The organism is Azorhizophilus paspali, from assembly GCF_043587585.2.
Taxonomy (GTDB): domain Bacteria; phylum Pseudomonadota; class Gammaproteobacteria; order Pseudomonadales; family Pseudomonadaceae; genus Azotobacter; species Azotobacter paspali.
In genome coordinates this window covers 2,241,658-2,264,295 of the sequence record NZ_CP171449.1, presented here as the reverse complement: position 1 = coordinate 2,264,295, position 22,638 = coordinate 2,241,658, and the positions used below count along the sequence as shown (strand labels likewise).

The 22,638-nt window shown below is 66.3% G+C and carries 16 protein-coding genes and 1 pseudogene; 2 read left to right on the top strand and 15 right to left on the bottom strand.

Annotated features, from left to right (window positions below):
- Positions 1-245 precede the first annotated feature (245 nt).
- The 14 genes and pseudogenes from ACGI6K_RS10810 to ACGI6K_RS10745 form a co-directional block, all read right to left on the bottom strand.
- Positions 246-1,208 (bottom strand): lysylphosphatidylglycerol synthase domain-containing protein, encoded by a 963-nt coding sequence (locus ACGI6K_RS10810; RefSeq protein ID WP_376943677.1) that lies wholly within the window; start codon positions 1,206-1,208, stop codon positions 246-248.
- Positions 1,205-2,446 (bottom strand): cardiolipin synthase ClsB, encoded by a 1,242-nt coding sequence (gene clsB, locus ACGI6K_RS10805; RefSeq protein ID WP_376943679.1) that lies wholly within the window; start codon positions 2,444-2,446, stop codon positions 1,205-1,207. The genes ACGI6K_RS10810 and clsB overlap by 4 nt, the downstream gene beginning before the upstream one ends.
- On the bottom strand, positions 2,443-3,273 hold the full coding sequence (locus tag ACGI6K_RS10800; protein ID WP_376943681.1) for an endonuclease/exonuclease/phosphatase family protein: 831 nt from the start codon (positions 3,271-3,273) through the stop codon (positions 2,443-2,445). The genes clsB and ACGI6K_RS10800 overlap by 4 nt, the downstream gene beginning before the upstream one ends.
- Before the next feature lie 6 nt (positions 3,274-3,279).
- Positions 3,280-4,614: a zinc-dependent alcohol dehydrogenase gene (locus ACGI6K_RS10795; RefSeq protein ID WP_376943683.1), complete on the bottom strand. Its 1,335-nt coding sequence runs from the start codon at positions 4,612-4,614 to the stop codon at positions 3,280-3,282.
- 37 nt (positions 4,615-4,651) lie between these two features.
- Positions 4,652-5,065, bottom strand: coding sequence for a CBS domain-containing protein (locus tag ACGI6K_RS10790; RefSeq protein ID WP_376943685.1), 414 nt, complete (start codon positions 5,063-5,065; stop codon positions 4,652-4,654).
- 211 nt (positions 5,066-5,276) lie between these two features.
- Positions 5,277-7,439 carry a glycogen debranching protein GlgX gene (glgX, locus tag ACGI6K_RS10785; protein WP_376943687.1) on the bottom strand — a complete coding sequence of 721 codons (2,163 nt, stop codon included), beginning with the start codon at positions 7,437-7,439 and terminating at the stop codon, positions 5,277-5,279.
- A gap of 170 nt (positions 7,440-7,609) precedes the next feature.
- Complete coding sequence (locus ACGI6K_RS10780; RefSeq protein WP_376943689.1) at positions 7,610-7,891, bottom strand: DUF2934 domain-containing protein; 282 nt, start codon at positions 7,889-7,891, stop codon at positions 7,610-7,612.
- A gap of 25 nt (positions 7,892-7,916) precedes the next feature.
- The gene (locus ACGI6K_RS10775) at positions 7,917-10,670 is read right to left on the bottom strand and encodes a malto-oligosyltrehalose synthase (RefSeq protein ID WP_376943691.1); all 2,754 of its coding nucleotides are present in this window, start codon (positions 10,668-10,670) and stop codon (positions 7,917-7,919) included.
- Positions 10,667-12,745: a 4-alpha-glucanotransferase gene (gene malQ, locus ACGI6K_RS10770; protein ID WP_376943693.1), complete on the bottom strand. Its 2,079-nt coding sequence runs from the start codon at positions 12,743-12,745 to the stop codon at positions 10,667-10,669. Before malQ ends, ACGI6K_RS10775 begins: the two co-directional genes overlap by 4 nt.
- A complete protein-coding gene (treZ, locus tag ACGI6K_RS10765; protein ID WP_376943695.1) occupies positions 12,732-14,537 on the bottom strand; it encodes a malto-oligosyltrehalose trehalohydrolase in 1,806 nt (601 codons plus the stop codon). Before treZ ends, malQ begins: the two co-directional genes overlap by 14 nt.
- Before the next feature lie 14 nt (positions 14,538-14,551).
- Complete coding sequence (gene glgA / locus ACGI6K_RS10760; protein ID WP_376943697.1) at positions 14,552-16,102, bottom strand: glycogen synthase GlgA; 1,551 nt, start codon at positions 16,100-16,102, stop codon at positions 14,552-14,554.
- A gap of 513 nt (positions 16,103-16,615) precedes the next feature.
- Complete coding sequence (locus ACGI6K_RS10755) at positions 16,616-17,839, bottom strand: CaiB/BaiF CoA transferase family protein (RefSeq protein WP_376943699.1); 1,224 nt, start codon at positions 17,837-17,839, stop codon at positions 16,616-16,618.
- A 36-nt stretch (positions 17,840-17,875) separates the two neighbouring features.
- Positions 17,876-19,063, bottom strand: a complete 1,188-nt coding sequence (locus ACGI6K_RS10750) for an acyl-CoA dehydrogenase (RefSeq protein WP_376943701.1) — start codon at positions 19,061-19,063, stop codon at positions 17,876-17,878.
- Between the two features lie 44 nt (positions 19,064-19,107).
- Positions 19,108-19,384, bottom strand: a pseudogene (locus ACGI6K_RS10745) (alpha-ketoglutarate transporter); the annotation flags it as partial.
- 258 nt (positions 19,385-19,642) lie between these two features.
- Here ACGI6K_RS10745 and ACGI6K_RS10740 point away from each other — a divergent pair.
- Complete coding sequence (locus tag ACGI6K_RS10740) at positions 19,643-21,301, top strand: SulP family inorganic anion transporter (protein WP_376943703.1); 1,659 nt, start codon at positions 19,643-19,645, stop codon at positions 21,299-21,301.
- Here the strand turns inward: ACGI6K_RS10740 and ACGI6K_RS10735 are convergent.
- On the bottom strand, positions 21,288-21,476 hold the full coding sequence (locus ACGI6K_RS10735) for a ribbon-helix-helix protein, CopG family (protein WP_376943705.1): 189 nt from the start codon (positions 21,474-21,476) through the stop codon (positions 21,288-21,290). The genes ACGI6K_RS10740 and ACGI6K_RS10735 overlap by 14 nt on opposite strands.
- Before the next feature lie 232 nt (positions 21,477-21,708).
- Here ACGI6K_RS10735 and galU point away from each other — a divergent pair, with 232 nt between their 5' ends.
- The gene (galU, locus tag ACGI6K_RS10730; protein WP_376943707.1) at positions 21,709-22,548 is read left to right on the top strand and encodes a UTP--glucose-1-phosphate uridylyltransferase GalU; all 840 of its coding nucleotides are present in this window, start codon (positions 21,709-21,711) and stop codon (positions 22,546-22,548) included.
- Positions 22,549-22,638: the final 90 nt, after the last annotated feature.

The window sequence follows — 22,638 nt, the reverse complement described above, 5'->3', positions numbered from 1 at the left end:
ATCTTTGCGCATGACGGGCGGCGGCATAGCCTGTCGACGGCCATGCTCGGCGTGCCGCCGGTGGGGCTGCCGATATCCGTCGGTTCGCTCGGCGAACCTCTCACCTTGGTACTGCTTGCGGCGTACCGGCGATCGCCCCGATCGGCTGGCCGCGGCGGTGCCGGGCAGCTTTTGGCGGACCGATTCGGCCCGGCGTCCGGCTGCCGTCGCCGGACCCCGATGTGGCGCGAACATGGACGGGTGCACTATGTCCGTGTCCGTGTCCGTGTCCGTTTCGCCCGCGCCTCGAGTCCCAGGTAGACCAGGCTGGCGACCAGCAGGGGCAGCAGGTAGTAGATCGCCCGGTAACCGAGCAGCGCGGCGAGCACGCTGTCGCGTTCCGCCTGCTGGTGGAGCAGGGCGACGAACACCGTTTCCAGTACGCCGAGCCCGGCGGGAATATGGGTGAGCACGCTGGCGATGCTGGCGATCAGCAGGGTGCCGAGCACGGTGCCGTAACCGACCTGCTGCAGCAGCAGGACATGAATGACCAGCGCCATCAGTAGCCAGTTGCCGACGCCCAGGACGAGCTGCCAGAGCGCTAGGCGCAGGCTCGGCAGGCCGAGCGAGTGTCCGCGCAGGCTCAGCACGCGGCGGCGGGAGAAGGCGCAGAGCGTCAGGTAGAGGCCGACCAACGCCAGTAGCAGGACGCCGAGGAGCCGCAGATTGTCATGGTCGAGCGCCCAGTGCGCGGGAGGACGCACGGCGCCGGCGGCGAAGACCAGGCCGGCGAGCAGCAAGTAAGCGATCCAGTTGGTTGTCAAGCTCAGGCTGTAGACCTGAGTGATCTGCACGGCGGACAGGCCGAGGCGCGAGTAGAGGCGGTAGCGCAGGGCCAAGCCGCCGATCCAGGCGCCGAGGTTGAGGTTGAAGGCGTAGCAGACGAAGGTCACCGCCAATACCTGGCCGGTCGGCAGATGGTGATGGGCATAGCGCCGCCCGAGCAGATCGAAGCAGGCATAGAGCAGGTGGCTGGCGGCGGCGATGGCCAGGGCCGACAGCAGGGTGCCCGGCCGGTAGTCGGCCAGTGTGGTGAACACGTTGCGCCATTCGACTTTGCGCGCTAGGCCGAACAGCAGTCCGACCATCAAGATGAAGAAGACCCAGATGAGAAGACGGCGGATCGGCGGCCAGTGCCCGCGCGTCCATGCGCCGAGGCCGGCTTTCATGGGCTGGACCGGTGCAGGTTGTCGCCGCCGTCCGGCCGGGGGTATTGCAGGATTTCCACCCGCGGGCTGTGCGCCGGTAGCCAGCCGACCCAGGCCGGGAAGTGGCTGAGGGCATGGTAGGCGAGAAAGGCCAGCGGCATGTGCCACCAGGTGTCGCGGGCGATCCGCTCCTTGGTCATGAGTCGGCAATGGTGGCGCTGCAGCCGCTCCAGCCGGTCGCTCAGTTCCCGGTTAAAGGCCCGGTCGCGGACGATTAGGTTGGCTTCCAGGTTGAGCGACAGGCTCAGCGGGTCGAGGTTGCTCGAGCCGACCGTGGCCCATTCGTCGTCGGCCAAGGCGACCTTGCCGTGCAGCGGGCGGTCGCAGTATTCGTGGATGAGCACGCCGTCCTTGAGCAGGTATTCGTAGAACAGGCGCGCACCGAATTTGGCGATCGGCATGTCCGGTTGGCCCTGCAGGATCAGCTCCACCTTCACGCCGCGCCGCGCGGCGCGGCGAATTTCCCGCAGCAGGCGGTAGCCGGGGAAGAAATAGGCGTTGGCGATCACCAGCCGGCGACGCGCCCGGCGGATGGCTTTTAGATATTGCTCCTCGATGTCGTTGGTATGGCGGCGGTTGTCGCGGGTGACGAACAGCACCCGTGCGCTGCCCTCGGCCGACGGCCGCGCCGGCTGCCGGCCGTTGCCCAGGACTCGATGGCGGCGGCGCCACCAGAGCCGCGACAGCTCCGTGGCGGCGATGCTGGCGAGGGCGAAGCGCTGGATGTCGCGCGTCACCGGGCCTATCACCTCGACCGAATAATCCTGCTTGGCGGTCGGGCCGAAATCGCCCAGGTGGTCGGCGGAGAAGTTGATGCCGCCAAGAAAGGCGCGGGCGCCGTCGACCACCACGATCTTGCGGTGCAGGCGGCGGAACAGGTTGGTGCGCATGCCGAACAGCTTCGCCCGTGGATCGAACATGCGCAGGCGGATGCCCACTTCGGTCATGGCCGCGATGAAACCGGGCGTCAGGTCCGCCGAGCCGTAGCCGTCCACGGTGATTTCGACGTGCACGCCGCGCCGCGCCGCGGCGATCAGTTCCCGGTGCAGTTCGTTGCCGACCTTGTCCTCGAAGAGGATGAAGGTCTCGATGAGGATCTCCCGACGGGCCTGGCGGATGGCTTCGAACACCCGTGGAAAGAACTCCTCGCCATTTTCCAGCAGCCACAGACGGTTGCCGTTGCGCCAGGAAAAGTTCACAGGCGCACCTCGGCCGCCAGAGGCAGGTGGTCGGAGAGGTGGGGCCAAGGAGTATGGGACAGCACCCTGGCGTGCAGCGGCTCGAGATTGCGCACGTAGATGCGGTCCAGGCGCAGCAGCGGCAGGCGCGCCGGAAAGCTGCGCGCGCAGTGGCCGTGGCTGTGCTCGAAGACCTCGATCAGGCCACAGTCGCGCAGACGGGCAGAGGCACGCAGGCGCCAGTCGTTGAAATCCCCGGCGACCAGGATGCGCGCCTGCGCGGGCAGCGAGCCGATCAGTTCGCAAAGCAGGCCGAGCTGCTTCTGCCGGTGGCTTTCGAGCAGGCCCAAATGCACGCAGATGGCGTGTACCTCCGGTTGTCCCGGCACTTCCAGTTCGCAGTGCAGCAGGCCGCGCCGCTCCGGGCCGGGAACGGAGATGTCGAGGTTGCGGTGGCGCTGGATGGGATACTTGGACAGCACGGCGTTGCCATGGTCGCCATCCGGGTAGACGACGTTGCGCCCATAGGCGAAATCGCCCCACATGCTCTCGGCGAGAAACGCGTAGTGCGGAGTTTCCGGCCAGTCGCGATGGTGCCGGGCATGGCGCTCGTGGGTACCGAGCACCTCCTGGAGGAACACCAGGTCCGCCGACACGTCGCGTACCGCCTTGCGCAGCTCGTGCAGGATGAAGCGGCGGTTAAGCGCGGTGAAACCCTTGTGGGTGTTCACCGTGAGGATATGTAGGGAGTCGACGCACTGTTCTTCGCCATGGGCCTTCCGGCACCGGGTCTCCGCTCCGGGCTGCGGAGCGGGGCTCGGCCGGTCTAGCCGGGATTCCGTGGTCATGGGCGCTCAGTGTCGTTCTGGTCGCGGGCTGATGGATACCGGGTCGCTGGCGGGGAAGGTCTCCTCGATGCCTTCGTCGAGCAACTGGTCCGTGCTCGACAGTTCTTCGCTGCCCTCGATGTCGCCCTGCGTCCGCTGCGGCTGCAGCTCGACCTTGATCCAGCCGTGCTCGTGCCGGTCGAAGGCCTTGATGGCGGCGATGGCGTCGCCCATCGGCTTGATCTGGGTGAGGATCTTCGCCGGGTCGATGCGCCTAGCCAGGATCAGCTCGATCAGCTTGGGAATGTACTTGCGGTGATGGCAGTTGCCCATGTTGATAGTCAGGTTCTTTTCCGTCGCCAGACCGATTGGGAAGCTGCGCGCCTGCTGCGGGTAGACCCCGACGATCGACAGAGTGCCGGCCTTGGCCAGGGCCTCCACGGCCCAGTCCAAGGCCTGGCTGGGCGCGTCGCCCGGGTGCCAGTTGGCGCCGTCGGGATGAGTCTTCGGTGCCACGGTGGCGACTTCCTGGGCGAAACGCTCCTCCTCCTCGGGGTCGTGGCCATGCTGGAAGGCGTGTTCGTGCCCGGCGTCCACGCCCACCGCCTCGATGGCCCGGTCGACGCCGATGCCGTCGGTCAGCCGGCGCAGGGTCCGCACCGGGTCTTCGCGTTCGAAATCGATGATTTCCGCACCCTGCTGGCGCGCCATCTGCAGGCGATCCGGGTAGCGGTCGATGGCGAACACCCGCGAGGCGCCGAGCAGCTTGGCACCGGCGATGGCGAATTGGCCGACAGGGCCGCAGCCGAACACGGCAACGGTGTCGCCGTCGCGGATCTCGGCCATTTCTGCGCCGAAATAACCCGTGGGAAAGATGTCCGAGAGCAGAATGGCCTGATCGTTGCTGATCTCGCTGGGCAGCTTGACCAGGCCGACGTTGGCGAAGGGAATCCGCGCCTTTTCCGCTTGCAGTCCCTGGAAGGCCCCACTCTGTTGAGGGCCTCCGTAGAACGCGGTGCCGGCGTTCTTGCCGTTGGGGTTGGCCACGTCGCACTGGGCGTAGTAGCCGGCGCGGCAGTAGGAACAGTTGCCGCAGGCGATGGTGGACGGAATCACCACGCGGTCGCCGATCTGCAGGTTGCGGACTTCCTCGCCCAGTTGTTCGACGATGCCGACGCCCTCGTGGCCGAGGATGGTGCCCGGGCGCATGCCGCCGACGCTGCCACGGATGAAGTGCAGGTCGGTTCCGCAGATGGCCGAGGCGGTCAAGCGGACGATCGCATCGGTCGGCGCTTCGATTTGGGGGTCCGGTACATCGTCCAGGCGGATGTCGCCGATGTCGTGGAAAACTACCGCTTTCATGGGCACCTCCCCGGAAGGCAGTCGGTTGCTAGCGCGCTCAGTGCGCCTGGGCCACGCCGTGCAGCACGGTGTCGCTGATCGAGGGGTTGTTGCAGGCGCTGATGTTGCCCAGCGAAACCACGCCGACCAGGCGTTTCTCGCGGTTCATCACCGGCAGGCGGCGCACATGGATGTCGGCCATGTTCTCAGCGACGTGCTGCACGTCCTCGTCGTCGAAGCAGTAACACACGTTGGACGTCATCACTTCGCGCACCTGGGTATCGCAGCCCCTGTCCTTGGCCACGGCGCGGATAGCGATGTCGCGGTCGGTCAGCATCCCGACCAGGCGGTCGCCTTCGTTGACCAGCAAGGCTCCGCAATCGACCTTCTCCATTATCTCGGCCGCTTCGCGCAGCGTCTGGTCGGCGCGGATGGTTTGTACGTCGCAGGTCATGATGTCTTGGACTTTCATGGTAATGTCTTCCTCTCCGAGTTGATGACAGCAGGCCTGGGAGTTCCGGCGGCCTACGCCCAAACGTCGACAGGCCCTAATAACGAGACTCGCTCCAGGGGAGGGGGTTCCCGGCTTTTCGCGAGCGGTTCGGGGCTCGCCGGTGCGTTCCGGCGCGCGTTACGACGCTTCGCGGGAGGCGCTCGTTCCGGGCGTGCGGCGCCGCCGCGCTTCAGGTGCTCCGCTTGTTGTTGTGCAGCAGTTCGAACAGCAGGAGCGAGCGGCCGGTGACGCCGTACTCGGTGCCGAAGGCGAAGCGCTCTTCCGTCGCCATCGGCTTGTGTGTGTCGATTAGGCGCCGCCAGCGCCGCCCCTGGGCGACCTCCGGCAGGTGGAAGTTGACCAGATCGTAGTGGGCGTTCACCACCAACAGCAGGGTGGCGTCGGAGCCGGCGCGGCGGATGCCGGTCGGCTGGGCGCGGCCGTCGAGCAGCATGCCGAGGCAGCGGTTGTGCTCTTCCTCCCATTGCTCGATGGTCATCTCGGTGCCGGAAGGGTTCAGCCAGGTGACGTCCTTGATACCCAGCTCCTCGTTGAAGGCGCCGACCAGGAAGCGCCCGCGGCGCAGCATGGGAAAGCGCAGGCGCAGGCGGATCAGGCGGCGCACGAACTCCTGCAGGGCCATGGCGTTTTCGTCGAGCCGCCAGTCGACCCAGCCGATCTCGCTGTCCTGGCAGTAGGCGTTGTTGTTGCCGTGCTGGGTGCGGGCGAATTCGTCGCCGGCGACCAGCATCGGCGTGCCCTGGGACAGCAGCAGGGTGGCAAGGAAGTTGCGCATCTGCCGGATGCGCAGTTCGCGGATCTGCGGGTCGTCGGTGGGACCCTCGACGCCATGGTTCCAGGACAGGTTGTTGTCGGTGCCGTCCTGGTTGTTCTCGTCGTTGGCCTCGTTGTGCTTGTCGTTGTAGGAAACCAGGTCGTTGAGGGTGAAGCCGTCGTGGGCGGTGATGAAGTTGACCGAGGCGAACGGCCGCCGGCCGCGCTGGTTGTAGAGGTCACCGGAGGCGGTGAGGCGCCTGGCGATGTCCGCCAACTGGTTTTCGTCGCCTTTCCAGAAGGCCCGCACGGTGTCGCGGAAGCGGTCGTTCCATTCCGCCCAACCGGGCGGGAAGCCGCCGACTTGATAGCCGCCTGGCCCGCAGTCCCAGGGCTCGGCGATCAGTTTGGTCTGGCGCAGCACCGGGTCCTGGCGGCAGGCGACTAGGAAGCTGTGGCGTTCGTCGAAGCCTTCCGGGCGACGGCCGAGGATGGTCGCCAGGTCGAAGCGGAAGCCGTCCACATGCATCTCCGTGGCCCAGTAGCGCAGCGAGTCGGTGACCATCTGCAGTACGCAGGGATGGGAGAGGTCGAGCGTGTTGCCGGTGCCCGAGTCGTTGATGTAGTAGCGCTTGTCGTCCGCTATCAGGCGATAGTAGGTGGCATTGTCGATGCCGCGCATGGAGAGGGTCGGCCCCAGCTCATTGCCTTCGGCGGTGTGGTTGTAGACCACGTCGAGGATCACCTCTAGGCCCGCGTAGTGCAGGTGCGCGACCATCTCCTTGAACTCCTGGATCTTGCCGCTGGCCAGGTAGCGCGGGTGCGGGGCGAAGAAGCCGATGGTGTTGTAGCCCCAGTAGTTGGTCATGCCCTTTTCAAGCAGGTGCTGGTCCTGGACGAAGGCGTGGACCGGCAGCAGCTCGATCGCCGAGACGCCGAGCTGAAGCAGGTAGTTGAGCACCTCGGCGTTCATCAGGCCGGCGCAGGTGCCGCGCAGCGCCGGCGGCACCGCCGGATGGCGCATGGTGAAGCCGCGCAGGTGGGTCTCGTAGAGGATGGTGTGGTCCCAGGGGGTCTGCCTCGGGCGGTCGCGGCCCCAGGTGAAGGCCGGATCGATGACCTTGCTCTTGGGCACGTAGGGGGCGCTGTCGCGCTCGTCGAAACTGAGGTCGGCGTCCGGGTGGCCGACGGTGTAGCCGAACAGCGACTCGGACCAGCGCAGTTCGCCGACCAGTTGCTTGGCGTAGGGGTCGATCAGCAGCTTGTTGGGATTGAAGCGGTGCCCGGCATCCGGCGCGTAAGGGCCGTGCACTCGGTAGCCGTAGACCAGGCCCGGGTGGGCGTCCGGCAGGTAGCCGTGCCAGATTTCGTCGGTGTACTCGGGCAGCTCGATGCGCTCCAGTTCGGTGCCCCCGGCCTTATCGAACAGGCAGAGTTCCACCTTGGTGGCATGGGCGGAGAACAGCGCGAAGTTGACGCCTAGACCGTCCCAGGTCGCGCCGAGGGGAAAGGGCAGGCCCTCGCGCACGCGCGAGGATGTCTTCACCTGGGCTGTCTTGATATTCCTGTGCTGATCCATGCTCGTTTCTCCGATTGTCGGGAGGAGGAGCGGCGCTCCGTTTCGACGGATGGCTGCCGCGCCGCGGGAAGGCTTCCGTGCGAGCGAGCGGGTTGGAGGATGGGGCCGTGAGGGCGCCGCCGGCTGGATCGCCCTGGGCACATCGCGAGCGCATCTCGCTCGGCGGCGATTCAGGACGCCGGGGGCTGCGCGCGCGGTTTTTTTGCGTCGGCAGCCTTAGCCGGGGCGGCTGTTTCGGTGGCCGCTCTGCCCACCGCCGCCACGGGCCTGGCGGCGCTCTTGCGCGGCGCGGCCGGCTTGCGCGTGCGGGGTTCCGGCATGGCGGCCTGTGATTCGGCTTCGGCCAGCTCGCGGGCCATCTGCCAATGGCGCTCCTGCCGACCCTCTGGGCAGCCCTCGGACTGCCAGATCTGGTAGGCCAGTTCGCGGATATGTTGCTCGTCGCTCGTCATGCCATTGCACTCCTTGTCATTGTGTTCATGCGCCATAGAAGAGGCCGACCGGGAAGGTCGCCAAGGCTTCTCCCACGAGCAGTTCGCTTTTTCCACGCGGGACCGTCTCGCCGGAAAGGACGCCCCGCAACGCGGGGATTTCGGGGAGCAGCACGCGGGTATCCGTCCAGCGCGCCGGCTCGATCGCGGGCCGTCCGGCCTCGTCGAGCAGGTCGCTGGCCAGGCGCGGTGCCAGCACCAGCGCCCATTGCCCGGCATGCCGCCGGGCGAAGGCCAGCAGCCGCGCACGCTGCTCGCCGACCACCTCCAGCGGCAGGTAGTCGCCGGCGGCGAACAGCGCCGGGCAACGCGCGCGTAGGGCCAGGGTACGGGCGACGAGGGCTTGCTTGACGCGCCCATCGCGCCAGTGGCCGATGAGTTCGGCGGGCTCCCGACCCTGGGCCAAGGCCTGGCGGCGGGCGGCGAAATCCACCGGTCGGCGGTTGTCCGGGTCGACCAGACTGAAATCCCAGAATTCGTTGCCCTGGTAGAGGTCGGGCACGCCGGGCACGGTCATCCGCAGCAGGGTCTGGGCCAGGCTGTTAAGGGCGCCGGCCGGGGCGATGGCGGCGGCCGCGGCGGCGATCTCCTCGCGCAGCCGGGCGCCCACGGGGTTTTCCAGCAGGTCGTCGAGAAAGGCGCGGCAGGCCGCCTCGTAGGGCGCGTTGGGCGCGCTCCAGGCGCTGTTCAGCTTGGCCTCGCGCAAGGCCTTCTCCTGCCACTGGCGCAGCCGTCCGGCATAGGCGCGCATGCCTGCCTCATCGTCCGGCGCCAGGTCCGGCGGCCAACTGCCGAGCAGGGTCTGGTAGAGCATCAGTTCGTCGACCGGAAGCGGCGCCGGGTCGTCGCCATGGCTGCGGCGCAGCGGCTGGGCCAGCAGCAGCCAGCGCTGCAGCCGCTCCCCGTACCAGACGGCGCGTTCGCTGAGCACGGCTAGACGCGCGCGGCTGTCCTCGCCGCGCTTGTGGTCGTGGGTGGCACTGGCCAGCAGGCTATCGGGAAAGCGTTCGCGCCGGCGCAGGCAGGCGGCGTGGAAGTCTTCCGGCGGGGCGGCGAAGCATTGGCTGTCGAAGCCGACGTCGTTGCGCGAGAGCAGTACGCCCGAGCGGTAGAAGGCGGTGTCTTCCACTGCCTTGGCGGCGGCCGGCGCGGTGACCTGTTGAAAGCGCACGCAGGCGTAGCGGTGCGCCTTGCGCCGTGGCCCCGGCGGCAAGCGGCGCCAGGGTTTGCCGCCGAGCCAGCGGTCCAGGTGGGCGAGCAGCGGCCAATCGGCTTCGTCGAGACTGGCGCGGGCGCCTTCCAAGGCTTGGCGGAAGAAGGGCTCGTCCTGCGCGGGACGGCCGCAGGCGCCGATGTAGGTGCGGTACACGGGAAAGTGGACGATCAGTTCGAGCAGTGCTCGGCGGATCTGGCCGAAGGTGATGTCGCGGGTCATCAGGTCGCCGCGCGCCACCTGCAGCAGCGCCTGGGCAGCGCTTTCGAAGTCGCCGGCCAGGGTTCCGGTGAGCACCAGCCGGCGGGCCTGGCGCACTTCTTCGAGAAACTCGCCGGGACGCCCGCCGAGGCTGTGCCAGAGCACGCGCAGCGGCCCTTCTCCGTCGGGGTCGTGCTGCAGCAGGGACACTTGGTTCATGAATTCGTAGCCGGTGGTGCCATCCACCAGCCAGTCGCCATGCAGTTCCTCGCCCTGGCCGAGGATCTTTTCCACGTAGATCGGCCAGTACCGGCCCCGACCGAGCCGTTCCAGGCGGCGGCGCAGGCGCCGGCAGTAGCCGCGCGGGTCGGCCAGGCCGTCGATGTGGTCGATGCGCAGGCCGTCGATCAGGCCTTCCTCGAACAACTGGAAGATCTTCGCATGGGTGGCTTCGAAGACCCGTGGGCGTTCCACGCGCAGGCCGCCGAGTTCGTTGATATCGAAAAAGCGCCGCCAGTTTATGTCGTCCGCCGCGGTGCGCCAACTGGCCAGCCGGTAGAACTGCTGTTCGAACAGGGCGTGCAGGCGTGCGAAGCCTTCCGGCTGGCGCGCGTCGTAGGCGGCGAGCAAGGCCTCGATGGCGGTGCGTACCGCGGGCTGGACGGCCAGTCGCGACAGCCTGGCCTTCAGCTCGGCGGCTCGCCGGTAGCCCCCTTCCTCGGCGAGGGCGGCGAACTGCGCGGCCAGTTCCCGCAGCGCCGGGTGGTTGCTGGCGCGCAGCAGTTCGTCGTAGCTCGGCGGGCCGATGGGGAAGCGGTGCTCATGGTGACTGGCGTAAAAGACGCCGGCCTGGGCATCGAAGCGCAGGGGGATTTCGCCGGCCTGCAGGACCTCGCCGTAGTCGCTGCGCAGGAAGGGCACCAGCAACTGGCCTGCCAGCAGCGGGTCGGGGGAGTTCCACTGGATGTCGAAGAAAGCGGCATAGGGGCTGCGCCGGCCCCATTCCAGTACGTCGAGCCACCAGGGGTTGCCGGCGCCGCCGACCGCCATGTGGTTGGAGACGATATCCAGGATCAGCCCCATGCCGCGCTTGCGCAAGGCCGCGACCAGGCGCCGCAGGGCGTCTTCGCCACCTAGTTCGGGGTTGATGCGGGTCGGGTCGATGACATCGTAGCCGTGCCGCGAGCCGGGGCGCGCGGTGAGCAGCGGCGAGGCGTACAGGTGGCTGATGCCGAGGTCGGCGAAGTAGTCGACCAGCGGCACGGCGTCGTCGAGAGTGAAGTCGCTGTGGAATTGTAGGCGCAGGGTAGCGCGCGGACCGCTCATTTAACTTCCCCCCCCGGCGTCCGGCGCGCTTGCTTGAGCAGGCACAGGCGTCGCGCCGGGGCCGCGTCGTCGAGCAGCTCGTCGCTTTCCAGAGGCAGGCGGCGGCGCCAATTCGGGTGGCTGTCGATGGTGCCGGGCAGGTTGGCCTGTTCGTCGAGACCCAGGGCATCTTCCATGGGCAGCAGGACCAGCGGCGCCGGCGTCGCGCCGAGGAAGCGCACGCAGGCGTCGATCAGCCCGTCGCTGTCCAGGGGCTCGTCGAGCGCCGGGCCGCCGCTGTCGGCCAGCGCTTCGCGCAGCGCCAGGCGTTCGCGCTGGCGGGTCCGACGGGCCGCTTGGCTGGCTTCGACATCGATCAGTTGCAGGCGCTCGCGCCAGTCGATGTCGCGTTCCCGCCACCAGCCGGCGAGGGTGGGCAGGTCGTGGGTGGTACTGGTCGCCAGGGCGTCGCCGGGCCATTGCTGCGGTCGCGCGAAGCGTCCGTCGTCGTCCTGTTCGAAAAGCAGCACGCGCATGCCGAGGATGCCGCGCTCGGCGAGCAGCGGACGGAAGCCTTCCGGGACGGTGCCGAGGTCCTCGCCGAGGATCGCCGCTCCGTGTCGCCAGGACTCCAGCGCCAGCAGGCGCATCAGGTCTTCCTGTGGGTAATGCAGGTAGGCGCCGTCGCGCTGCTCGGCGCCCGGCGGGATCAGCCACAGGCGACGGAGGCCCATCACATGGTCGATACGGATGCCACCGGCATGGGCCAGATTGGCGCGGAGCATCTCGATGAAGGCATGGAAACCGTGCCGGCGCAGACCCCAGGGCGAAAAGGCGGAGACTCCCCAGCTCTGTCCGGAGCGGTTGAGGATGTCCGGCGGCGCGCCGACGGTCAGGCTCGGCAGGAGTTCGGCCTGGCGGCTCCAGGCCTGGCTGCCGCCGCCGTCGGCGCCGACCGCCAGGTCGGCGATCAGGCCGATCGGCATGCCGGCGCTGCGCGCGGCCTGCTGGGTGCGTTCCAGGCCACGGACGATCAGCCACTGGGCGAAGGCGTGGAAGGTGATCTCGTCCTCGTATTCGCGGGCGAAGCCGGCCACCGCGGCGCTGCCGGGATAGCGCAGGGCCGGGTCCCAGCGTCGCCAGTCGTACAGTCCGTGGTGGCGGACGTGGTAGGCGTGCAGCGCCTCGAAGCGGCAGTGGTTCTCCAAGGCTTCGCCGCCGTTGCACCGAAAGCTGGCGAAGTCCTGTTCGAGCGGATTGCCGCCCTGGCGGAATTCCGCGTGCAGCAGGCGCAGCAAGCGCAGCTTGGCTTCGGCGGCGGCCGGCCAGTCGATCAGCTCCAGTCGCTCCAGGCGTTGCCATTCGTCGGCCAGGCCGCCGGCTTCGAGCGCGGTGCGCACTTCGCGCTCGCCGAGGATGCTGCCGGGGGCGCTATGCAGCACGTTGTAGAACAGCCGGCTGGACGGCGAATAGGGACTGAAGCGCTGGGTATCGGCGCTGAACATGGCGTGCAGCGGGCTGATGGCGATACCCGCCGCGCCCTCCCTGGCCGCCCGATGCACCAGGTTTTCCAAAGCCTGGGTGTCGCCGATGCCGCCGTCGCCCTGGCGATGCAGGGAATAGAGCTGCACCGCGAGTCCCCAGAGCCGCGGCGAAGGGTGGCCGCTCAGTGCGTCCAGGCCGGTACAGCGCGGCGGAGCGACGGCCAGGGTCAGCGACTGTGCGCCGATCGCCAGGCGGTGATAGCCGGGCTGCTCGATCGGTGGCAGGCGGGCCTGTTCGTCGAGCCGTCCGCCGTGGCGCCAGCCGTCCTCCAGGGTCAGTTCGAAGGCGCTGCCGGGCTCGAAATGGCCGGACAGGTCGAAAGATTGCCCGCGCTCCAGGGTGAGCAGCGGCGGCAGTTCGCTGCTTGTCCGGCGCAACTGCTCAAGGCTGTCCGCGATCTGGCCGCCGCTGTCGGCCGGCAATTCCAGCTCGGCCAGCACCCGGCGCAGGACTTCCGGCGCGACCTTGCGTGGCCGTCCTTCCGCGTCTATCCAGTCGACCGCTATCCCGGCGGCGGCGGCCAGGGCGCGGAGGCGCTCATCGTTGCTCATCCGGGGCTACCAGGTAGGCACGGGCCATCCGGGCGGGAAGCCTGTCCAGATGCTCGTGGAATTCTTCCATGTCCTGGCTGGCGAACAGCAGCCGGCCGTGCTTGTAGTGCTCCGACAGCGGTACGGCTTGGGCACCGAGGTTCAGTTCGATGCGCAGGATGCTGCCGTCGCCCAGCAGCCAGCACGCCACCACGGCCTCGGTGCCCAGCACTTCGCTGCTCAGCGCCCGGCTGCCGGGCAGGCGCGGGATGATCTCGCGGCGGCGTAGGCCCAGCAGGTGATGGTAGAAGGCGCGCCATTCGGCGTGCTTGGGGTCGAAGCAGCACTGGAAGTCCGGCTGCGAGGCGGCGAAGGTCTTTTCGTCGTTGGGATCGGGAATCCGATCGCACAGAGACATGTCCTGGAACGGCTCGAACTTGCAGAATTCCCGACGCCGGCCCTCTCGAACCGCCTGGGCCAATTCTTCGCTCTGGTGGCCGGTGAAGTACAGGAAGGGGCGGTGCGTGCCCCATTCCTCGCCCATGAACAGTAGCGGCACCATCGGCGAGAGCAGTAGCAGGGCGGTCGCCGCGCGCAGGGCGTCGCAATTGGCGAGGCTGATCAGGCGCTCGCCAAAGGCCCGGTTGCCGACCTGGTCGTGGTTTTGCAGGAATAGGATGAAGGCGCTGGGCGGCAGGTGGGCACTGGGTTCGCCGCAGGGTTCCGACTGCCCCTGGCGAGCCATCTGGCCCTGGAAGATCAGCCCTTCTTTCAGGCAGAGGGCGAGCTTTTCCGCGGCGCCCTGGCAATAGTCGGCGTAATAGCCTTGCTGTTCGCCGGTGAGCAGGGTGTGCAGAACGTTGTGGCCGTCGTCGTTCCATTGCGCCACGTAACCGCCTTCGCCGAGCAGGCTGGTCTGGTTCTTCTCGTTCTCCAGCATCAGGTACACGTGACGGCCGGGTTCGATCGCGGCGTACACTCGCTGCGCCAGCTCGGTAAGGAAGTCGCGTTCGCTGATGGCGTGCACGGCATCCAGGCGCAGGCCGTCGAAGCGGTATTCCTGCAGCCACATCAGGGCATTCTCGATGAAGAAGTCGCGCACCGGCTGCTGGCGGAAGTCGATGGCATCGCCCCAGAGCGTCTTCTCGTCGTGGCGGAAGAAGGCCCCGGCATAGCGGCCGAGCTGGTTGCCTTCCGGACCGAAGTGGTTGTAGACGACATCCAGGAAGACCATCAGGCCGTGGCCGTGGGCGGTGTCGATCAGGTGCTTGAGGTCGTTGGGCGAGCCGTAGATGGATTCCGGGGCGAAGGGCAGTACGCCGTCGTAGCCCCAGTTGCGGGTACCGGGAAATTCGCCGATGGGCATCAGTTCGATGGCGGTGACGCCCAGTTCGGCCAGTTCGGCCAGTTGCGCCTCGACCCCATGGAAGCCGCCGAGCAGGCCGGCGTGCAGTTCGTAGATCACCGTCTCGTGCCAGGGACGGCCGCGCCAGTGGGGATGGCGCCATTGGTAGGAGCCGGGATCGACCACCATGCTGGGGCCGTGCAGGCCGACGACCTGGGAGCGCGAGGCCGGGTCCGGCACGCTGATTTCGTCGTCGATCCGGAAGCGGTACTGGATGCCGGCGCCGAAGGGAACTTCGAGCACGAACCAGCCGCCCTGTTCCCGCCTCATGGGCTGTCGGCTGTCGCGGAGAATTTCCAGGTCGACGCGCTCGGCGTCGGGGGCCCAGAGCGTGAAGCGGGTACGGTGCGCGTCGATCAGGTGCGCGCCGAAACGTCGCTGGTCATGGTTGGAAACTGACATTGACATGGATAGGTCTCCGTTCATGCCTCGCCATGCCGGCCTTCCAGAAGCTGCCGGTAGAGCTGCAGGTAGGGGTCTATGGTCTGTCGCCAGAAACAGGGTGCGGTCATCGCGCGGCAGCGCATGGCGTGGAGAAGATGCGGCGTGGCGAATACCCGGAAGGCCCGCAGCACGGCTTCGCGGTAGCTTTCCAGGCTGGCTTCCTCGAACAAAAAACCGGTCACGCCATCTTCGATGGTGTCGGCCAGCCCGCCGGTCCGGCGCGCGATGGGCAGCGAACCGAAACGCTGGGCGTACATCTGGCTGAGGCCGCAGGGTTCGTAGCGCGAGGGCATCAAGAGGAAGTCGGCGCCGGCGAACATGCGTCGCGCGGTGGTTTCGTCGAAACCGATGTCCACGCCCACCCGGCCGGGAAAACGTTCGGCTAGTCGCCGCATGCTGTCTTCCAGCTCGGGTTCGCCACGCCCCATGACGGCCAGTTGACCGCCCTGTTCGACCAGGGTGTCGGCGAGCGCCTGGGTCAGGTCCAGGCCCTTTTGCCGGACCAGCCGGGAAACCACCACGAACAGCGGGCCCGCACAGGTTTCGAGGGCGAACCGGCGACGCACGTACTCGGCGTGCACGGCCTTGCCGGCGCAGTCGCCGGCGCTGAAGTTGCACAACAGGTGCGGGTCGGTTTCCGGTTCCCAGCTTTCGTCGATGCCGTTGGGGATGCCGCTCAGAAAACCCCGCTCGGCCTTTTCCCGGAGGAAGCCTTCCAGGCCGCAGCCGAAGTCCGGGGTGGTGATTTCTCGGGCGTAGGTGGCGCTCACCGTGGTGACGCGGTCGGCATAGGCGATGCCGGCCTTGAGGAAGGACAACTGGCCATAGAATTCCATGCGCTCCATGCGTAGCGCTTCCTCCGGGATGGCCAGTTCCGCGCGGCATTCCGGCCGCCACAGGCCTTGATAGGCGAGGTTGTGGATGGTGAAAACACAGGGAGTGCCTTGGCCGCGCCAGCGCAGGTAGGCTGGCGCGAGTCCCGCTGGCCAGTCGTGGGCGTGGATCAGCTCGGGACGCCAACTGACGCCGGCGTTGGCGGCGGCGAAGTCGGCGGCGGCGAGTCCCAGGCGGGCGAAGCGGATGTGGTTGTCGGGCCAGTCGCGGTTGCGCTCGTCGCCGTAGGGGGTGCCTTCGCGCTCATAGAGTTCGGGACTGACGAGGACGTAGACGATCAGGCCATCATCCAGGTCGATGCGGCCGACCCGGCAGCGGGGCAGGGCGGCATGCCCGGCGAGACTGCCGACCAGGCGGATGGGGTGGCCGCTGTCCATGACCTGGCGGTAGCCGGGCAGCAGCACGCGGACATCGTGATGGAGGCGCAGTGCCCGGGGCAGGGCGGCGGAAACTTCTCCCAGCCCACCGGTCTTGATCAGATCGGAGAGTTCGGAGGTGACGAAGAGGACTTTCTTCTTGCTTTCGTTTTCTTGGACGGTGCGGATCTGCGGGGTGGGCCGGCCCGTCTTGAGCCATATGTTCCAATCCTGGGGCTCGATACGCTGGGCTTGTACAGCGGCTTTACTCATGGTCATCCTCCAGTCGAATCTTCCTTGCCGGACCTCTCGTTCCTCTTCTCTTCGGTAAGAGGTGTTCGAAAGGCCCGCTAAGCCAGCAGTCATCGATGAGTCTTTGGTGGGCCTTGCGGCCGCGCAGCCCTCCTGGTGCGATGGCTTCCCTGTTGTGTCGTTGCCTCGAAAGGATGGCCAAAGGCGCTCGGCAGAGCCTTCGCAAAGCCTTTCGAGGCTATAACCGCCCGGCGAGCGTCGGCGGCTCGTCATTCATGAAGTGTGGACGCCGATCGGCGAAAGAACCTCGACCGTTGATCGAATGGCTTCGCCACGCGAGTCGTCACGACCGCGAGGGCGAACTGGCGCCAAGCCGTGACTGGACAAGTGTGGCTCACAAATGGGTTTTTGCCAGTTCGCTGTCGGGATCGACGCTGGCGCCAGGCTTGCCGGTCCTGGCTCCTCGCGGTTCTCGGCCGCTCCGGGGCGCGGCGATGCGGGCCGAATCCGCTTTTGCGCCCGCGGCTTTTCCGTAGGGCCTCAGACGACGCCCTGGCGACGCAGTTGCTCGATGCGTTGCTCGGAAAGTCCCAGGACATCGCGCAGCACCTCGCTGGTGTGCTCCCCCAGTTGCGGCGGGGCACGGCGGTAAGTCACCGGGCTGCCGGACAGCCGGATCGGGCTGGCGACCTGGGGGATCGGGCCGAGCTCCGGGTGTGGCAGGCTCAGTTGCATTTCCCGGGCTTTCACCTGCGGATCGGCGAAGACGCCGGCCAGATCGTTGATCGGCCCGCAGGGAATGGCTTTCGCTTCCAGGGCCCGGATCCATGCCGGGGTTTCGCGCGTCACGGTGATGCGCCGCAGCAGCGGAATGAGCGCCGCGCGGTTGCGGACCCGCTCCGCATTGGTCGCGAAGCGGGGATCTTCCGCCAGCTCCGCTTGCCCGGCTTCCGCGCAGAAGCGGGCGAACTGGGCGTCGTTGCCGATCGCCAGGATCATGTGGCCATCGGCGGTCGGGAAATCCTCGTAGGGCACGATGCTGGGATGAGCGTTGCCCAGCCGTTTCGGCGACTGTCCCGTGGTGCAGTAATTCAGCGCCTGGTTGGCCAGGCAAGCCACCTGGACATCGAGCAGGGACACGTCGATGTACTGTCCTTCGCCGGTCTTTTCCCGGTGCGCCAGTGCCGCCAGGATCCCGCTGGTCGCGTACAGGCCGGTCAGGACGTCGGTGAGCGCCACGCCGACCTTCATGGGACCGGCGCCTTCCTGGCCGTCGGGCAGGCCGGTCAGGCTCATCAGGCCGCCCAGACCCTGGATCAGGAAGTCGTAGCCGGCCCGGTTGGCGTAGGGGCCGGTCTGGCCGAAGCCGGTGATCGAGCAGTAAACGAGGCGAGGGTTGATGGCCTTGAGCGCCGCATAATCCAGGCCGTACTGCTGGAGACCGCCAACCTTGAAATTTTCCAGCAACACGTCGGATCTGCCCGCCAGCTCGCGGATCAGCGCCTGTCCTTGCGGTTTGGCCATGTTCAGCGTGATGGACCTTTTATTGCGGTTCGCGCTGAGAAAATAAGCGGCGGTGTCGGTGTCCCGTCCCGTTTCGTCCTTGAGAAAGGGCGGGCCCCAGCTCCGGGTATCGTCGCCGACACCCGGGCGTTCGACCTTGATGACTTGCGCGCCCAGGTCGCCGAGGATCTGGCTGGCCCAGGGACCGGCTAGAATCCGGGAAAGGTCGAGGACGCGGATGTGCGATAAAGCGCCGGTCATGTTTTCGCCTGTGCCGTTGAGGTGGATGGGGGCGGCCTAGTTGGCGAAGGCCGCGATATCGGTGATGGCGCGTCCGAGAATCAACGCGTGGATATCGTGGGTGCCTTCGTAGGTGTTGACCACCTCCAGGTTGATCAGATGGCGGGCCACGCCGAATTCGTCGGAAATCCCATTGCCGCCCAGCATGTCCCGCGCCATCCGGGCGATGTCCAGGGACTTGCCGCAGGAGTTGCGCTTGATGATCGAGGTCGCCTCGACCGGCGCGTTGCCTTCGTCCTTCAGGCGGCCGACCCGCAGACAGGCCTGCAGGCCGAGAGCGATCTCGGTGAGCATGTCCGCGAGTTTTTTCTGGATCAACTGGTTGGCCGCCAGCGGGCGTCCGAACTGGGTCCTGTCCAGGGTGTACCGGCGGGCCGTCTCGTAGCAGAACTCGGCGGCGCCCAGCGCGCCCCAGGCGATGCCGTAGCGGGCGGAGTTGAGGCAGGTGAAAGGCCCTTTCAGACCGCTCACGTCGGGGAGCATGTTCTCTTCCGGGACGAACACTTCGTCCATGACGATTTCCCCGGTGATCGATGCCCGCAGGCCGACCTTGCCGTGAATCGCCGGCGCAAAAAGCCCTTGCCAGCCCTTTTCCAGGATGAAGCCGCGAATCCTGTCATCGTCGGTCTTGGCCCAGACCACGAAGACATCGGCAATCGGACTGTTGGTGATCCAGGTCTTCGAGCCGGACAACCGGTATCCGCCGTCGGCCTTGCGCGCCCGCGTCGCCATGCCGCCCGGATCGGAGCCGAAATTCGGCTCTGTCAGGCCGAAGCAGCCGACCCATTCGCCGCTGGCCAGCCTGGGCAGGTATTTTTCCTTCTGGGCCTGTGTGGCGAATTCGTTAATGGGCAGCATGACCAGGGACGATTGAACGCTCATCATCGAACGATAGCCCGAGTCGACCCGCTCGACCTCGCGGGCGATCAGGCCGTAGCAGACATGGTTCATGCCGGCGCCGCCGTAGGCTTCGGGTATGGTCGCTCCCAGCAGCCCCAACTCGCCCATCTCGGCGAAGATCTCCCGGTCGGTACGCTCCTGCCGAAAGGCTTCCTGAATCCTAGGAGCCAGTTTTTCCTGGCAATAGGCCCGGGCGGCGTCGCGAACCATGCGCTCGGTTTCCGTCAGTTGCTGGTCCAGCATCAGAGGGTCAAAGCAGTCGAAACGGACTTTTGCATCGCTCATGGGAATGTCCTCTCTTGTTTTCTCGGCGTATTTGTCTTGGCTTGTCATGCGTGTCCGGCGTCCATCCGCGAGGTCGCCTTGGTGTCTTTCATGCACAAGGCGACGATCAGGGACATCGCGGCACAGGCGCTGACGTAGTAGTAGAACCAGCTCGCGTGGCCGATGCTTTTCAACTACAGGCCGAGGTACTCGGCGGTCTTGCCGAACAACGATACGGTCACCGCGAAGGGGGAAGCCGACGCCAAGGGCACGCGGAAACAGTTCCGCCCTGAAGATGGCATTGATGGAGGTATAGCCCGTGGTGATGAGCAGCGCGGCGATATACCAGAGCAGCGTGCCCCCCCATGCTCTGCTTGACGGCTAGGCTGCACTGCTCCGGCCGGGTCGTGTTCTTCGGCCGAAGAGGCTGCCCGAGCGGAAGGATATAAAGCGCTTTCCTGTGGGATGGATCGCGAATTCTATGGGGTGGGGTCCCGTTCTCGGCTGGCAAAATTCCGGGGTAGATGACATGGGACGGGACTCTGCAATTAACATCGAATGTTAATTTAATGTGCGTATTCAGGTTCCGGGAGGATCATGATGATTGCAATCCGTGAGGCATGGCAGGCCGGTCTGCTGCGCCGGGAGCACTGGTTGCGCAACCTGGTCGCCGGCGTCATCGTCGGTGTCGTGGCGCTGCCGCTGGCCATGGCCTTCGGCATCGCCTCCGGGGTGAAACCGGAGCAGGGCATCTATACCGCCATCGTCGGCGGCCTACTGGTTTCCCTGTTCGGCGGCAGCCGGTTGCAGATCGCCGGTCCGACCGGCGCCTTCATCGTCATTCTGGCCGGGGTGGCCGCCGAGCACGGGGTCGATGGCCTGCAGATCGCGACTCTGATGGCCGGCGGCATTCTCCTGCTGCTCGGTGTCGCTCGCCTGGGGACGGTCATCAAGTACATTCCGGACCCGGTCATCGTCGGTTTCACGGCCGGTATCGGGGTGATTATCTGGGTCAGCCAGTGGAAGGATTTTTTCGGCTTGCCGGCAGTGGCGGGCACGCATTTCCACGAGAAATTCTGGCACCTGCTGCAGTCGCTGCCGCAACTGCACCCGCCGACCACGTTGCTGGCCCTGGCCAGCCTGGCGCTAGTCATCTTCGCGCCGCGCCTGCGGATGCTGCGGCGCATTCCCGGTCCGCTGATCGCGATGGTTGCCGCTACCGTCATCCAGTCGTTCTTTCGGTTCGACGGGGTGGCTACCATCGGCAGCGCCTTCGGTGGCATTCCCCAGGGGTTGCCGCAGCTCGAGCTGCCGGAGATCACTTTGTCGCGGCTGATCGAACTGATCGGCCCGGCCTTCGCCATCGCCATGCTCGGCGCCATCGAATCGCTGCTCTCCGCCGTGGTCGCCGACGGCATGGGCGGAACCAAGCACGACTCCAACCAGGAATTGATTGGCCAGGGCATCGCCAACCTGGCCACGCCGCTGTTCGGCGGCTTCGCCGCCACCGGGGCGATCGCCCGCACCGCGACCAACATTCGCAATGGCGGCAACAGTCCCCTGGCCGGCGTCGTCCATGCGCTTGTGCTGGTGCTGATCCTGCTGTTCCTGGCGCCGCTGGCGGCGAACATTCCGCTGGCCGCGCTGGCCGCCATTCTCTTCGTGGTGGCCTGGAACATGAGCGAGCTGAAGCACTTCAAGCGCATGCTGCGGCGGGCGCCCAGGGCAGACGTCGGTATTCTGTTGATCACCTTCGGACTGACGGTGTTCAGTGATTTGGTAATCGCGGTGAACATCGGCGTGATCCTGGCCATGCTTCAATTCATGCGCCGCATGGCCTCTTCGGTAGCCGTGCGGCAGCAGCTCGAGCGGGATCTGGAGCCGGAACTGCTCGGCAACGGGCATAGCCGGCTACCCGACGGGGTACTGGTCTATACCGTCGATGGACCGCTGTTCTTCGGCGCGGCGGAAACCTTCGAACGTGTGCTGGCCAGTACCCATACCGACCCGCGCCTGCTGATCATTCGCCTGAAGCGGGTGCCTTTCATGGATATCACCGGTCTGCAGACGCTGGAGGAAGTCATCCGGCAACTGGAAAGACGCAGGATCCGGGTCAAGCTCTGCGAAGCGAGCGCACGGGTGCATGGCAAGCTGGAGCGGGCGGGAATACTGGAGTTGATCGGTGCACGCGATTATCACGCGAGCTTTGCCGAGGCCCTGTCCGCCAGCGAGGAAAAGGCCGAGGTCATGGCTTCCTGACAGCGGGGACCTGGGGCTGCGTGGCGTAGGTGACGCCATGGGCTTCCAGGTAGTCGCGGATCAACTGACGGACTACCTGGGAAGGCGTCTGGTCCTGGGCGGCACAGAGTTCCTCGAAGGCCTTCTTCTTGACCGGATCAATGAGTACGGTGAGGCGCGCAGTCTTGCTTTCCATGGAAGACCCCGTCGTGATCTTTGCAAAATGTCGTTATATTCTAATCAAATCTCGCATACCCATCTACCGAGGGGCATCCTGCCGGCGAACCCCTGTTCGTTCGTATGGTCTTGATTCCCATGGCATCTGGCATGCCTGGGCACATGTCTCTCCGGTAGGATAGCGGGCGTGGCGCTGGCTCACTCCGGACGCCCGATCAGATTTGCCGTCATTTGCGTTCTTAAGGACTCCCATGATTAAGAAATGCCTGTTTCCCGCCGCCGGTTACGGTACCCGCTTCCTGCCCGCCACCAAGGCGATGCCCAAGGAAATGCTGCCGATCGTGAACAAGCCGCTGATCCAGTACGGGGTCGAGGAAGCGCTGGATGCCGGCCTGACGCAGGTCGCGATGGTCACCGGCCGAGGAAAACGCGCACTCGAAGACCACTTCGACATCAGCTATGAACTCGAGCATCAGATCCGTGACACCGACAAGGAAAAATACCTAATCGGCATTCGCCGGCTGATCGACTCCTGCACCTTCTCCTACACCCGCCAGGTCGAGATGAAGGGCCTCGGCCATGCGATTCTCTGCGGCCGTCCGCTGATCGGCGACGAGCCTTTCGCCGTGGTGCTAGCCGACGACCTGTGCATCAACCTCGACGGCGACGGTGTGTTAACCCAGATGGTCAAGCTGTACAACCAGTTCCGCTGCTCGATCGTGGCGATCCAGGAAGTGCCGCCGGAGGAAACTTCCAAGTACGGGGTCATCGCCGGGGAGATGATTCGCGATGATATCTACCGGGTCAGCTCCATGGTGGAGAAGCCGAAGCCGGAAGACGCCCCTTCGAATCTGGCGATCATCGGCCGTTACATCCTGACGCCGGATATCTTCGAAGTGATCGAACAAACCGAGCCTGGCAAGGGCGGCGAGATCCAGATCACCGACGCGCTGATGAAGCAGGCCAAGGACGGATGCGTGATGGCCTACAAGTTCAAGGGCAAGCGCTTCGACTGCGGTGGCGCCGAGGGATACATCGAGGCCACCAATTTCTGCTTCGAGAACCTGTACAAGCTCGGCAAGGCGTATTGATGCGCCGTTTCTGAACGAAGGGCCGCCTGCGGGCGGCCTTTTAATTCCGGCTTTCTGGACACATCTTCTCGTGCTCCTTGCATGGGATAT